The organism is Ruegeria sp. AD5 (assembly GCF_056542345.1).
Genome location: NZ_JBQFZR010000005.1, coordinates 34,545 through 48,094, shown reverse-complemented (window position 1 = coordinate 48,094; position 13,550 = coordinate 34,545). Strand labels below are relative to the sequence as shown.

Here is a 13,550-nt window from a genome sequence, read left to right as displayed (position 1 = left end):
TACGCGGCTCTGAGACGCATCAGAAGGGTCTAAATGGGCTAAACCGTCTCGCTCAAGGTTAGCGTTCCAGATATCCTACCAGATCAGTTTTTTCTTATCGATCACTTCGCGGCGCTTGTCATAAATGATGACTTGTCGTCCCGGCATTTTACCGAGCGTAGACTGATCATCGGATGCTGCATTTGCACGGACATTGCCGACAATCGCTGCATTTGCAAAATTTGGCTAGGCTCCGGGCAATGCCTTTACCGCTGCACAACTCCGCGATGCTGTCTTCGCCCTTCAGGACGTCCAGCACAATCCTGATCTTCTCTTCTGCTGAAAATTGCTAGCGGGTCACATGGCGAGTGTCCTTTACCACCTTCTCACTGTGGCTCAACTTGGTCCCTGGGTTCTTTTTCCTCTCCACTCCTTGGCGGTTATGTTGAGCCAGAAACCCTCTACTATCAGATCAACCTAAACTATCCCATTGGTGCTGGCGTCAGACACGTCTGCATGCTTGGTCCGATTCGGCACATTGTTAACACCGTCAGTTCCCTCGATTGCGAGCCTCCAGCCGTTCCAGATTGATGACTGTAGACAGCATTAGCCGATCGTGGCTCCAGTCCTGTGTTTGGCGAACTGATGCTGATCCGATGGCGAGAACTAATGCAAATGAAAGTATCAGTCCAAGAAATACGGCAGGCAATCGGGTGTCTGCCATCGGCGCTTCGGTCAACGCTAACACGCGCTGCCGCAGTACGTGCTTTGCCTTTGTTCCGTAAACCAGTGCCACATTAAGAACACGTGGATTGTTCAACGTAATCGATCGCGCGCAGAATTCCAGCAAACAGGTCGTATACTCCTTTGAATCTATTCCCTTACGAGACACGACGGATTGGTCACAGGCCAATTCGCGTAGCCGGTCGAATTGGTGTTTGAGCACCAGATAGGCCGGGTTCCAGAACAGCAAAGGTCGCAAAAGCTCGAACCCAAGCTCCCATTCCACGTCATTGGCTCGGATGTGCTGAAACTCGTGCGCCAGGGCAAATCGCAACTCATTTGGTGTGTTCAACAGATGACTGGGCAGCACGACGTGCCGGCGGCGAAGGCCACGCACAGCGAACGGTACGGTAATCCGATCTGACAGGCGAATGTCCACCTTGGCGGATTGCCGCCAAAGAAAACTGGTCGTGATCGCGCTGCGGATGGCCCATGCATCGCGCATCACACGAACTGTCAGCACCGCTGCAATAAGAGCGAATGCGATCAAGGCGCAGTTTGCGGCCATGCTTGCGCCTGCCAGTACGTGGTCCAGCCACCGCTCGCGCGTGTTCAGTAGGGTTTCAAATTGTGCTGCTGGCATGGCAATGTCGCCGCGCAGATAAGCGGCCACGGCAATATCCCCCAGTGCAACAGGTTGCCCCGGCCAGACCAGTCCTGCAAGGCTCGAGACCCCTGTAGCTAAAATGGGACTGACAAGAACGCAGATACAAAGTGCCTTGAGCAAGCGAAGCTGAGCCACAAATCCATATCGCATCGATGTCCTATCCAGCGCCGCGCGCACTGCCAACCAGATAAAGGCCGACAATCCAAGCACGACATTCAGATCAAGAAACGTATCGAGAACCGGTTTAACCGCTGTCATTTTGCAGTCTCCTCTCTACCAGTGCTCGAATTTCCTCCAAATCATCTTCTGTCAGCCCCTCATCGTCGACCAGCCTTGCAACCAGCGTTGCGGGTGTGTCGTCAAACAGGGTCCGAGAAAGATTCTGCAGCGACCGCGACTGGTACCTGTCCTTTTCCAGCAGGGGTCTGTAGATCAGCGACTTGCCGTTCTTCTCGCTTTCGACGAACCCTTTTTCATCAAGGATACGCAGAATGGTCGCGCCGGATGTATAGGCCAAATTTCGATCAGAAGGCAGGCGATCAAGGACATCACGGACCGAGCCCTGACCAAGCGCCCAGAGTTCGTTCATGAACTCAAGTTCCACGTCGGTCAGAAGATTTGTTGTCTTTTTCTTTCGCATCGATCTCGGTGTCGCCATTATTTAGTATGCCTGACAGACAAGCATCCTTTCGCTGTTTCTCAAAGCTCAAACTTTCCAGAAGACGAAGACGCCCCAACCGATGGACAGGAAAAGAGGCGTCCATACAGGTTGGCCTACCAGCCCAAGCCAGGCAAGGAAGATATAGGTCGAGCCGAGCAGTGTTATGAACAACCGATCGCCCAACGTGGTTGTCAGACCAAGTACACCGCGACGTTCAAGGCCGTCGCGGAACTTGAACCCTTCCAATAGTCCAATTAGTGCGATGGCCGCGAAGATACCCACGAATACCGCCAACGTCGCCGGGGTCCAGGCCATCCAGAAATCAGGCCAAAGAGGGGCGGTCCACGAGAATCCCTTTTCCTCTTGCTGGCCAACATTGCCCCATCCGGCTTGCTGGGCGAATGCCATCGAAGGCAGGAAGGGGAGGGTGAGAAGAAGTCTACGCATATCGAACCTCACACACGGCCCATCGCGAAACCGCGCGCGATGTAGTTGCGGACAAACCAGATGACAATGGCACCAGGGATAATGGTCAGTGTTCCCGCGGCTGCCAGCAGACCCAACTCATACCCCGCGCTGGAGGCGGTGCGGGTCATCACGGCGGCGATGGGCTTGGCCTCGACCGCGGTGAGGGTCTTGGCCAGCAGCATCTCGACCCATGAAAACATGAAGCAGAAGAAGGCCGCGACGCCGACACCCGCTTTGATGTTGGGCAGGAAGATCGTCACGAAGAAGCGTGGGAAAGAATAGCCGTCGACATAGGCTGTCTCATCCAATTCTTTCGGGATGCCGCGCATGAAGCCTTCGAGAATCCAGACCGCCAGTGGCACGTTGAACAGCGTGTGCGCGAGCGCCACGGCCAGATAGGTGTCGAACAGGTGGATTGACGAATAGAGCTGGAAGAAGGGCAGCGCGAACACCGCCGCTGGCGCCATCCGGTTGGTCAGCAGCCAGAAGAATAACTGCTTGTCGCCCAGAAACCGATAGCGCGAGAACGCATAGGCCGCTGGCAGCGCTACACAGACCGACAGCACCGTGTTGATCGTCACGTAGATTATCGAGTTGATATAGCCCCAATACCACGTCGGATCGGTGAAGATGGTAATGTAGTTCTCCAGCGTGAAGGTCTGGGGGAACAGGGAAAAGCCCGACAGGATCTCGTTCGTGGTCTTGAAAGACATCGCCACCAGCCAATAGATCGGCAGCATCAGGAACGCGACATAGAGGATCGGGATAAGGGACCGCTTCTTCATTGCGCGTCATCCTTTGTCATCAGAGTGTAGAAGACCCAGCTGACCAGCAGCGTGATGGCGAAGTAGATCAGGCTCATCGCGGCCGCAGGGCCAAGGTCGAACTGTCCCAGCGCGATCTTTACAAGATCGATCGACAGCAAGGTGGTTGAGTTGCCGGGGCCACCGCCGGTCAGAACGAAAGGCTCGGTATAGATGTTGAAACTGTCCATAAAGCGCAGCAGAACGGCGATGGTTAGGACAGTCTTCATCTTGGGCAGCTGGATATAGCGAAACACTGACCAGGGGCTGGCACCGTCTATCTTAGCGGCCTGATAATAGGCATCCGGGATCGACACGAGGCCCGCATAACACAGCAGCACAACCAGCGACGTCCAGTGCCAGACATCCATGACGATCACGGTGATCCAGGCCGACAGTGGCTGTTGTGTCATATCATAGTTGATGCCCAGGACGTCATTCAGGAAGTAGCCCAGCAGGCCGATCTTGGGCAGAGTGAAGATATTCCACATCGAGCCGACCACATTCCACGGGATCAGCATCGGCAGGGCCATCAGGACCAGACAGACCGGCACCCAGAACCCTTTGCGTGGCATCGACAGGGCGACGATGATGCCCAAGGGCACCTCGATCAGCAGGATCAGGAAGGTAAAGAGGAACTGCCGACCGAGGGCCGCCTGAAACCGGTCGGAACGCAGGATCTGTTCGAACCAGCCCAGTCCTTCCCAGAAGAACTGATTGTTACCGAAGGTCTCCTGCACCGAATAGTTGACCACCGTCATCATCGGCACCAGCGCATTAAACGCGACCAGCGCCAGCACCGGCAGGACAAAGAACCATGCTTTTTGGTTTTCAGTTCTCATTGCGTCCGCTCCTCGGTTGCGATCCAGCCGTCGCGGTAGACGCGAGATTGTTCGGGTTTGAATTGCAGGTACACATGTGAGCCAGGGTTGGGCGCATTGTGTTCTGCTACGGCTTTCACCGGCGTATCACCGACCATGGCACTGACCACATAGTGTCGTCCGATATCTGCGACCTTGGTGACATGGGCAGGGATGCCGGTTTCGCCAAAGCTTATATATTCAGGCCGGATACCCAGATCGGTGCGGCCTCCGTCACCGTGGGTCTGGCCCTCCAGCATCACTTCATGGCCTTCGAACAGGGCCCGATCGCCCTTCGCTTCGCATGGCAGCACATTCATGCCGGGTGAGCCGATGAAATGGCCGACAAATGTGTGCTGAGGGCGCTCGAACAGTTCCACAGGGGTGCCGATCTGCACGACTTCGCCCTCCTGCATCACGACAACTTCGTCCGCGAAGGTCAGCGCCTCGGTCTGGTCGTGCGTGACGTAGATCATCGTGGCTTTGACGCGCTGGTGCAGCTCTTTCAGCTTGGACCGCAGTTTCCATTTCAGATGTGGGTCGATAACAGTCAGCGGCTCATCGAACATCACCGCGTTCACGTCGTCGCGCACCAACCCACGACCCATCGAGATTTTCTGTTTGTTGTCCGGGCTCAGACCTGAGGCCCGGGTATTCAACATATCCGTAACGTCCAGCATTTCTGCAATCTCATCGACGCGACGTTTGATCGTTGCCGGGTCAACCCCCCGGTTCTTCAACGGGAAGGCCAGATTTTCGCCCACAGTCATCGTGTCGTAGATCACCGGGAACTGGAACACTTGCGCAATGTTGCGTTGATCTGGGGGCAAGGCAGTAACGTTCTGACCATCGAACAGAATCTGTCCTTCGGAAGGCGTCAGCAACCCCGAGATGATGTTCAGCAGCGTTGACTTGCCGCATCCTGATGGCCCCAGCAGCGCATAGGCGCCGCCATCGCGCCAGGTGACGTCGATTTCCTTCAGGGCGTAATCCTGTGGCCCCTTGGGATTGGGGAAATAGCTGTGTCGCAGGTTTGCAAGCTTGATTTGTGCCATGTCAGGCTATCCTTTTGCCGTCTTGGCCGAAATACCGGCAATGGGCCGGGTTCATGTAGAAGCTGTGGTCTTCGCCCACCTGATAGGGATGGACACCCGAGGCCAGGGACACCCACGCCTCATCCCCATGCTGGAAGTGCGCGCTGGAATCCGAGCCCGAAAGCTCGGTCACGATGACACGCCCGGTCAGCTCCACGTCGGCGTCGGAAGAGCGGAACGGGGTCACCCGGTGCGGACGCACGGCGACCAAGTAGTCACCATCGGCTATATCGGTGACTTTCCAGCCACCACCGCCGACCAATTGCGCCTGCGCATTAGACACAGTGATGCGCGCCACGTTGATGGGCGGGTCAGAGAACACACGAGCTGCAGAGATGTTCTCGGGGTTGCGATAGATATCTGAGGTGGGTCCAAATTGGGTGACGCGCCCGTCCTCCATCAAAGCGGTGTAGCCGCCAAGCATCAACGCCTCTTCCGGTTCCGAGGTGGCATAGACGACCACGGCCCCGCGCCCGGCGAACAGGTCGGGCAGTTGTTCACGCAGTTCTTCACGCAGCTTGTAATCGAGGTTGGCCAGTGGTTCGTCAAGAAACACTGCGCGGCTTTCCTTTGCAATCGCGCGGGCCAGCGCGGTACGCTGCTGCTGGCCACCTGACAACTCATGCGGACGGCGCTGTAGCATTGGGCGCAACTGCAGCAAGTCGGCGGCCTCTTCGACGCGGCCTTCGATTTCGGATTTTGCCATCCCTGCCACGCGTAAGGGCGAGGCGATGTTGTCGAAAACGGTCATATGCGGGTAGTTCACGAAGAACTGGTGTACCAAACTGATCTGCCGCTTTTGCGTGTTCAGCTTGGTGACGTCCTGCCCGTCCATCAGAACTTTGCCCGAGGCGATCGGGTCCAGCCCGGCCATCATCTTGATCAGCGAGGTTTTGCCCGACCCCGTCGCGCCCAACAGCACATTGAAATGGCCAGTCTTGAGCGTCAGGTTCGTAGGCTTGATATGGATGACATTGCCAACCCGTTTGGTGGCGTCTTTAAGTTCGATCATGTCCGTGGGTTCCGGTCCTTCAGTGCGTCGCACTGGCCTTGGGGTGGGGATGCCGCACACGGCACCCCCGGTTTCGTTTGCTTACTGAGACTGCCAGCGCTGAACCAGTTCGTCATAGTTGACGGTCTGGCCCTGCGGCTTTTCGTTCTCAAGCTTGGCCTTGGGCGAGCCCGGCTTTTCCAACCAGAAGGCGGCATCCTGCGGCTCGTTCAGACGCGGGCCACAGCCACCGTAGACACCGGCGCTTTCGTCAGCGGCCTGCATCCGGGCCATAGTGATGTCCATCTCTTCTGCCAGACGGTCCATCGCCTCTTGCGGGGTGAAGGCGCCCGAGTTCACGTCACCGATCTGCTGCCACCAGATCTGGGCCAGCTTCGGATAGTCCGGCACGTTGATGCCGGTCGGTGACCATGCCACACGGTCGGGTGAGCGGTAGAACTCGACCAGACCACCCAGCTTGGGTGCGCGCTCGGTGAACGACTCGTGGTTGACCGAGCTGTCGCGGATGAAGGTTAGGCCCACATGGGATTTCTTCACGTCGACAGTCTTGGACGTCACGAATTGGGCATAGAGCCAAGCCGCCTGAGCACGATCCGCAGGCGTCGACTTCAGGAAGGTCCACGACCCCACGTCCTGATAACCAACCTTCTGGCCTTCTTCCCAATAGGGGCCGTGCGGGCTGGGCGCCATCCGCCACAGCGGCGTGCCTTCGTCATCCACGGTGTTGTTGCCTTCGGACTTCGGCTTCACCATGTCTGCGGTGAAGGCGGTGTACCAGAAGATCTGCTGAGCCACGTTGCCTTGGCTAAGCGCTGGCAACGACTGGTAGAAGTCATAAGACGCCGCACCCGGAGGCGCATAAGCCCGCAGCCATTCATCCCACTTGCGGATCGCATAGACCGCAGCCGGGCCGTTCGCAGCACCACCACGCGAAACGGACGCGCCAACAGGGTTACAGGTGCCCGCTTCCATGCGGATGCCCCATTCGTCGACGGGAACGCCGTTCGGTTCACCCACGTCACCGGCGCCGGCCATCGACAGCCAGGCGTCAGTCATGCGCCAGCCGAGGTCAGGCGCGCGCTTACCATAATCCATGTGGCCATAGATCGTGGTGCCATCGACTTCTTTCACGTCATTGGTGAAGAACTCGGCGATGTCTTCGTAGGCCGACCAGTTGACCGGAACGCCTAGATCATAGCCGTATTTCTCTTTGAACGCGGCCTTGTTGGCTTCGTCATCGAACCAGTCCTTGCGGAACCAATATAGGTTCGCAAACTGCTGGTCAGGCAATTGATAAAGCTTGCCATCAGGGCCGGTGGTGAACTGAATGCCCATGAAGTCATCCAGATCCAGCGTTGGCGAGGTTGTCGCCGCCCAATCACCTTCCATCATATCGGTCAACGGATAGGCCAACTGCAGGCGCGAATGTGTCCCGATCAGGTCGCTGTCGTTGACATAGCCATCATACAGATTCCGTCCGGTTTGTAGCTGAGTCTGTACGGCCTGAACCACTTCGCCTTCGCCGAGAATCTGGTGATTGACCTTGATCCCGGTTATTTCCTCGAACGCCTTGGTCAGAACCTCGGATTCATAGGAATGCGTCGGGATACCCTCGGACAGGACATTGATTTCCATGCCCGAGTACGGTTGTGCAGCTTCGATGAACCACTTCATTTCGGACAACTGTTCATCCTTCGACAAGGTCGATGGCTGGAATTCGTCGTCGATCCAACGTTGTGCTGCGGCTTCGTCGGCCCAAGCAGGACCATGCCCCGCAATGACGGCCGCTGCCGCCACGGCGGAAAGTAGATGTCTCCGCATCTGTCTCCTCCCAAAGATTATGTGATCCGGTGCAGACCGGATGGCAAACAGCATCAATGATATTCGGCGCTGCTGTCAAACTAATTTTTTAGTAGAAAGAAGGAAGTAGGGCAACCCATTGTTTTATATCACTTAATACCATTTATGTTGGAGGAAGAACTTCATGGATCACGCCAATTAGCATCAATTACGTGCGCTGCAAACGGCCCATTCCTGCCGCCCAACGTCTCCTCAAGACACTGCACTGCAGTCAGCAGAACCGGACCTTCGTTACAACCGAAATACATCATGCTTACAGCCTGAGACATAAAGTCGTACGTCCCACATCAAAAGGCGGCTTTGTTGATAAACGGCGAAAACTGTTCGAGCCCAGTTCAATGCATCACGCCAAATTCAGAACCGGTCCATCTAGAAACCGGATCAAATTCCCGAAATAACCAGCAGATCTCGCGGGACGGGTCGGATCGGATGTGATTGTGACTGCAAGATTGCGCCTGTGATGGGCCGCTATGATTTGACCTCCATACCCTCGGGCCAGAGCGTATCCGGACGGTGTGAGAAACCAGCCGTATCCGTATTCCAACTCAGAAAACTGTGACCGGCTGTAGGCCTTGGTGGCTGCGGAAACCCAACTTTCGGGACTAATAAGATTTTTTCAAAGACTCCCCTGTCCCTAAGTAATAAGGCGATCTTCAACCTCGATCTCGGTGATATTGTCATCTAGTTAGCGCCTAGATAATATCCCTGAGGATCCTGGGTCTAGGCGGGTATCTCAACTCCCAGCAGAGTCCCCAATCGCGCCCGCGCCAGCGTTAGCAGGCTTTGCCCCGTTGCCTCGTTTAACGCCGCCCCCAGGATTTGTGTTGATTCCGTTGAGTACAACATGCGTTACCCGGGCTTGGCCACCATCGGTCGGGTGAGTGCGTCGGCGATCCAGTTGGGCGAGCTGATCCATGCACCGCAATTCCCGCCAGACGTCCGTTCCAGCCCTGCCCGGAGCGTGACTAGATCCTCCATCGTGATACTTTCGGCGCCCGGAGTTGCATTCGGCGGCAGCAAGCGCGGCGCCACGTCTTGCAGCGTAGCATCGTCTGAAGAGATTTCCTGCCTATCGATTGCGGTTTCTAGCAACAGGGCAACGATGCTTTTCGAACAGGGTCTGATGTTTGCCGGGCGATCCAGTCCAGGCTCTTTGGGAGCTTGCGCAAAGATGACGTCCTCCCCGCGCTGAATCTGAAGCGAATGGAGCCGCGACAAGCGGCCGATCATCTCGCCAATCTCTGGGGATTGCCCCCGCACAACGATCGGCGCGGACACAGAGACGGTCGAAGCAATCAGGCACGAACGACGTGCAAACATAGCCTTTCATGTGGACGCTAACCCGAAGATGTCCAGTCGCTCGATTTCTGTTTTTGACCGAGCCCCATCACAAACAGGACCTAAGGCTTACAAGTCGGGACATAAAGCAACAGTACCTATCGATCCCGAAATCATCCCAAAGGTCGGGCCAGGTTTCCGTGTTAGAATAGGCACGAGAATAGTCTAGCAGGAGCAGTCCCGTTGCGACCCAATTCACTCTGTCTCTCCATCGCCGTCTTAGTCGTCGCCACCATTGCTGGGTCTTTCCCCAACCGAGGCGACGCATTATCAAAAGAAATACCAGCCTGGCTACGGAAACACGTAGGCACGGCTGAAGGGCAAATCGCGCCGATCGTCCTCGAGCGTGCGAGAGCGCTTTATCTGCAGAAACTCCGGCAAGGCAAAATCTCGAACTCCTGCTACCTAGCAAAAGACGCCACGCGTCCCAGTACGGCGCGGACCGGAAACCCAGGGCGTCGGTTCTACGTGATTTGCGAAGCGCATAAGTCATTTCGCGCCGTTTCATCCGGCTATGGCAATGGTCGAAAGTTGCAGCGGGCCAATTTCGCAAATGGTCGGCAATGCGCGAAGAACTTCAGCAACGCAGAAGGTTCGAAACTGACCGCAGGTGGGTCATACCTTACGGCCGAGGCCCGAACTTCATTCAAAGGATATTACCAACACTCCGGTAAGATGAAGCCACTTTACCGCACGTTCCTGTTGTTTGACGGGGAAGGAGAGACAAGCAATGCCCGGGAACGCGCCATAGGCGGTCATCCTGCTGTTTTTCTAAAGTGGAAGTGCCGCTTCAAAAACCCGCAAAGCGCGAACGCTGACAAGGATGGATATGTACCGTACGGCAAGCTTGTGAACTACGTCGGTGGGCGCAGCAACGGCTGCACAACCTGGTCGCAATCCGCTTCAAAAGAGATTTTGGAGCTTGTCGAAGGAAACCCGACCACGCTCTATATCTACCCGGAATCAAAAGACATTAACGCGGTTGCCAAAGCGGTGGAGCAAGGAAAATCGCTTTCGCGCGCGGGCGTCTACTGGAACGCAGCATGTCTGAAGGCGATTGACGCACCCAAGTTTTGGCCGAAAAGAACTTTGCAACCGATCATCAATCAATGGAGGGCGGCCCTGCCCAAGCAGCCGCCGCTAGAACTGCCAATTTGCCAGTAGCGGTAGGTGCACTTTTTTAGGTGCACTTTTTTTGCTTAGAAAACACCTGCGGGACCTTCTTGTTTCGTAGTTTGGCCTTTGGTGTCTGGACAAGAGTTGGGGAGGAAACATGTCTCGCAGCATTATGGAGGGCAAGGCCGAGAGATTTGACGTTGACGCCGTAGCGCTCGTGGAAAGGGATGATAGCCAACAGTTCCCTTAACCGAAAATACACTCGCCTTGCTCGTCAATCACCTGTTTCGCCTTGGTGATGCTAAAGCTCTCGGCCTGATCCCGGCTTTCGAAGACATCCGCCCGGATCAGCGCATAGGTCTTACGATCTCCGTTGATGATTTTTTCGATACGGGCCGACAGGCGATACTTTCCGCCCTCGGCAATCAAAACGGGGAAGATGTCGAACCCTTTGTACGAGACCGGTTGCAGCTCCGACTTTTCACCGCCACCAAAGAGTTTTGAGAAGATTGACATTATGCGGTCCCTTTCTACTTAGGAAATTTGACCCCTATGAATTTCGACTACATCCCAGAAAGCCCAGCATTAGTGTTCAATAGAAACTGGCGGAAAATCGGGCTGCTTGCCGCCCCAATCCCGCGGGCGTTTTCCCCAACAGCCGCAGCTTCTACAACCGGAGGAATCAAACCGCGTTTATCTTGGTTGACTAGGTAACGACGAACCCGTGAGACCAACTCCTCCCGTATTTCAGATGGGAATGCGCCGTCGATAAAAATTGCCTCAAAGTCGATGACTGCGCAAATAGACAGCGCAGCTTTGGCCAGTTCCTGCGCAGTGGTACCGATCCATGGTTCGACATAGCGCGAAATGCTGCTCCAGTCCTGCGGCTTTTTCCACAAAATTCCCGGATCAACACCCGCTTCTATCAACCTGTCCTCGAGCAGGAACAGCGATGCAGTGTCAATCAGTTGCTGGCTTTCACCCAAAGGACCTGTTGTCCGCATGGCGCCCAAGGCACCGGCGTTGCCTTGGTTGCCCTCAAATACGGTGCCATTCAGGGCAACGCCTCCGCCAATCATTGAGCCTATGAAGAAATAAAAATAGTCTCGATACTCAGCCCCGCGGCCATAGAGGTGCTCCGCGTGACACGCGGCAGTAGCATCATTGACCACAAAGACCGGCAGTTCGCTGAACTTGGCCACCTCGGAAAAGAAGTTCACGTTTCTCCAGGACCTGAATTTCTGAGCCGCAAGCCCAGACAGGTCGTGCCATTTCCACAGCTCGAACGGTGTACCGATCCCGATCCCGCATACACGGTCGCGAAGCTTCTGGGGTTCATTGGCCAGAAGTTCTTGCAGTCCTTCCTCCAAAAAACCGAACACTGCTTCGGGCAGCGGGTAGTCATAAGTCGTCGAGAGCTGTTGGCGTGGCTTACCGGTGAAGTCGATCAAAAGAAGATCTGCGCTGCGGCGACCGATCTTCATTCCCACGGATAGGATGCCTTCTGGATTGAGTTCCATGGGGATCGAAGGTTTCCCTACCTTGCCCCTTAACGGCGTCCCACGTTTGAGAATCTCGTCCTTTTCGAGCTTACGCAGAATGATCGACACGGTCTGCGGAGACAGGCCCGTCAGCCGCGCGACGTCCGCCCCGGCAGCAGGTCCATGCCGTTGTAAAACCGTCAGAATGAGGCGTTCGTTATGATCACGAACACCGCTTTGGCTTACCCCGCCGGTTAGTATTTTCAACGCCTCTCTTTCCATAACCTTAAACATAAACACCTTGTTTTCTTATGAAAAGATACGTGGGCAAATTAATAAATAAACTTTATTTATTTATTGACACAGAGGCTAGAATCACGGTTTCTTGAACGAGACCTTCATTGGAGGATGGAGGCCCGCCTTGTCGCTATTCCGCGCGGGGCCACAACAATTTTCTGGGAGGAGAACATGAGAAATCTACTCAAGCTCGCCGCATCCGCGACTGCGCTGACTTTGGCCGCTGCATCCGCGCAAGCGGCTGGTGAAACCGTCTGCCTGATTACCAAGACCGACACCAACCCCTTTTTCGTTAAGATGAAGGAAGGCGCAACCGCCAAGGCAGAAGAGCTGGGCATGACGCTCAAGGCGTTTGCCGGCAAGGTCGATGGCGACCATGAAACTCAGGTTCAGGCTATCGAGACATGTATTCTCGATGGCGCAAAAGGCATTCTGCTGACAGCATCCGACACCAGCTCAATCGTTCCTGCGGTCAAACAGGCGCGGGATGCGGGGGTTTTGGTCATTGCGCTGGACACGCCGCTTAGCCCGATTGACTCGGCGGACGCGACATTCGCGACGGACAACTACAAGGCCGGCCTTCTGATCGGTCAATGGGCTAAGGCCAAAATGGGCGACGCCGCAGCCGATGCCAAGATCGCGACGCTGGATCTGAACGTCAGTCAGCCGACAGTGGACGTTCTGCGCAATCAGGGTTTCCTCGACGGATTCGGCGTGGACTTGGCGGACCCGAACGTCATCGGTGACGAAACCGATGCGCGGCTGGTTGGCAGTGACGTGACCGACGGTAATGAAGAAGGCGGGCGCCGCGCCATGGAAAACCTTTTGGCCAAGGATTCATCCATCAACGTTGTTCACACGATCAACGAACCGGCTGCTGCGGGCGCATATGAGGCGCTGAAATCCATCGGGCGTGAAAACGACGTACTGATCGTTTCGGTTGACGGGGGGTGCCCCGGCGTCCAAAACGTCGAAGCCGGTGTGATCGGGGCGACAAGCCAACAGTACCCGCTGTTGATGGCGTCGCTTGGCGTTGAGGCCGTGAAAAAATGGGCCGAAGAGGGCGTGAAGCCGGAAAACACACCCGGCAAAGACTTCTATGACACGGGCGTGGCGCTCATCACCGACCAGCCGGTTGATGGGGTCGAGTCGCTGTCTGTCGCAGAAGGCTTGGATCTCTGCTGGGGCTAA

The 13,550-nt window shown here is 55.9% G+C and carries 13 protein-coding genes and 1 pseudogene; 2 read left to right on the top strand and 12 right to left on the bottom strand.

The window, feature by feature from the left end; translation table 11 throughout:
- Positions 1-226: 226 nt before the first annotated feature.
- The 10 genes and pseudogenes from ACR0JG_RS18730 to ACR0JG_RS18685 form a co-directional block, all read right to left on the bottom strand.
- Positions 227-379: pseudogene (locus ACR0JG_RS18730) on the bottom strand (transposase); the annotation flags it as partial.
- A gap of 150 nt (positions 380-529) precedes the next feature.
- Positions 530-1,627, bottom strand: coding sequence for a M56 family metallopeptidase (locus tag ACR0JG_RS18725; RefSeq protein WP_170567383.1), 1,098 nt, complete (start codon positions 1,625-1,627; stop codon positions 530-532).
- On the bottom strand, positions 1,614-2,009 hold the full coding sequence (locus ACR0JG_RS18720; RefSeq protein WP_170392848.1) for a BlaI/MecI/CopY family transcriptional regulator: 396 nt from the start codon (positions 2,007-2,009) through the stop codon (positions 1,614-1,616). Before ACR0JG_RS18720 ends, ACR0JG_RS18725 begins: the two co-directional genes overlap by 14 nt.
- A 66-nt stretch (positions 2,010-2,075) precedes the next feature.
- Entirely contained in the window at positions 2,076-2,477 is a 402-nt protein-coding gene (locus ACR0JG_RS18715) for a DUF2160 domain-containing protein (RefSeq protein WP_170401966.1), read from the bottom strand.
- Between the two features lie 8 nt (positions 2,478-2,485).
- Positions 2,486-3,283 carry a carbohydrate ABC transporter permease gene (locus tag ACR0JG_RS18710; RefSeq protein ID WP_480571839.1) on the bottom strand — a complete coding sequence of 266 codons (798 nt, stop codon included), beginning with the start codon at positions 3,281-3,283 and terminating at the stop codon, positions 2,486-2,488.
- A complete protein-coding gene (locus tag ACR0JG_RS18705; protein WP_170392846.1) occupies positions 3,280-4,143 on the bottom strand; it encodes a carbohydrate ABC transporter permease in 864 nt (287 codons plus the stop codon). The genes ACR0JG_RS18710 and ACR0JG_RS18705 overlap by 4 nt, the downstream gene beginning before the upstream one ends.
- Complete coding sequence (locus tag ACR0JG_RS18700) at positions 4,140-5,216, bottom strand: ABC transporter ATP-binding protein (RefSeq protein ID WP_170401961.1); 1,077 nt, start codon at positions 5,214-5,216, stop codon at positions 4,140-4,142. Before ACR0JG_RS18700 ends, ACR0JG_RS18705 begins: the two co-directional genes overlap by 4 nt.
- 1 nt (position 5,217) lies before the next feature.
- Positions 5,218-6,267 carry an ABC transporter ATP-binding protein gene (locus ACR0JG_RS18695; protein ID WP_480571836.1) on the bottom strand — a complete coding sequence of 350 codons (1,050 nt, stop codon included), beginning with the start codon at positions 6,265-6,267 and terminating at the stop codon, positions 5,218-5,220.
- A gap of 81 nt (positions 6,268-6,348) precedes the next feature.
- On the bottom strand, positions 6,349-8,088 hold the full coding sequence (locus ACR0JG_RS18690) for an ABC transporter substrate-binding protein (RefSeq protein ID WP_170392843.1): 1,740 nt from the start codon (positions 8,086-8,088) through the stop codon (positions 6,349-6,351).
- An 888-nt stretch (positions 8,089-8,976) separates the two neighbouring features.
- Positions 8,977-9,447 carry a hypothetical protein gene (locus tag ACR0JG_RS18685; RefSeq protein ID WP_480571834.1) on the bottom strand — a complete coding sequence of 157 codons (471 nt, stop codon included), beginning with the start codon at positions 9,445-9,447 and terminating at the stop codon, positions 8,977-8,979.
- Positions 9,448-9,648: 201 nt separating this feature from the next.
- On the opposite strand from ACR0JG_RS18685, the gene ACR0JG_RS18680 reads away from it, so the two are divergent.
- On the top strand, positions 9,649-10,629 hold the full coding sequence (locus ACR0JG_RS18680; RefSeq protein ID WP_480571831.1) for a hypothetical protein: 981 nt from the start codon (positions 9,649-9,651) through the stop codon (positions 10,627-10,629).
- Positions 10,630-10,827: 198 nt separating this feature from the next.
- On the opposite strand, the gene ACR0JG_RS18675 is transcribed toward ACR0JG_RS18680, so the two are convergent.
- The gene (locus tag ACR0JG_RS18675; protein WP_170402606.1) at positions 10,828-11,097 is read right to left on the bottom strand and encodes an HlyU family transcriptional regulator; all 270 of its coding nucleotides are present in this window, start codon (positions 11,095-11,097) and stop codon (positions 10,828-10,830) included.
- A gap of 47 nt (positions 11,098-11,144) precedes the next feature.
- On the bottom strand, positions 11,145-12,344 hold the full coding sequence (locus ACR0JG_RS18670; RefSeq protein ID WP_480571980.1) for an ROK family transcriptional regulator: 1,200 nt from the start codon (positions 12,342-12,344) through the stop codon (positions 11,145-11,147).
- A 186-nt stretch (positions 12,345-12,530) separates the two neighbouring features.
- Between ACR0JG_RS18670 and ACR0JG_RS18665 the strand changes: the two genes are divergently transcribed.
- Positions 12,531-13,550 (top strand): sugar ABC transporter substrate-binding protein, encoded by a 1,020-nt coding sequence (locus tag ACR0JG_RS18665; protein WP_170392952.1) that lies wholly within the window; start codon positions 12,531-12,533, stop codon positions 13,548-13,550.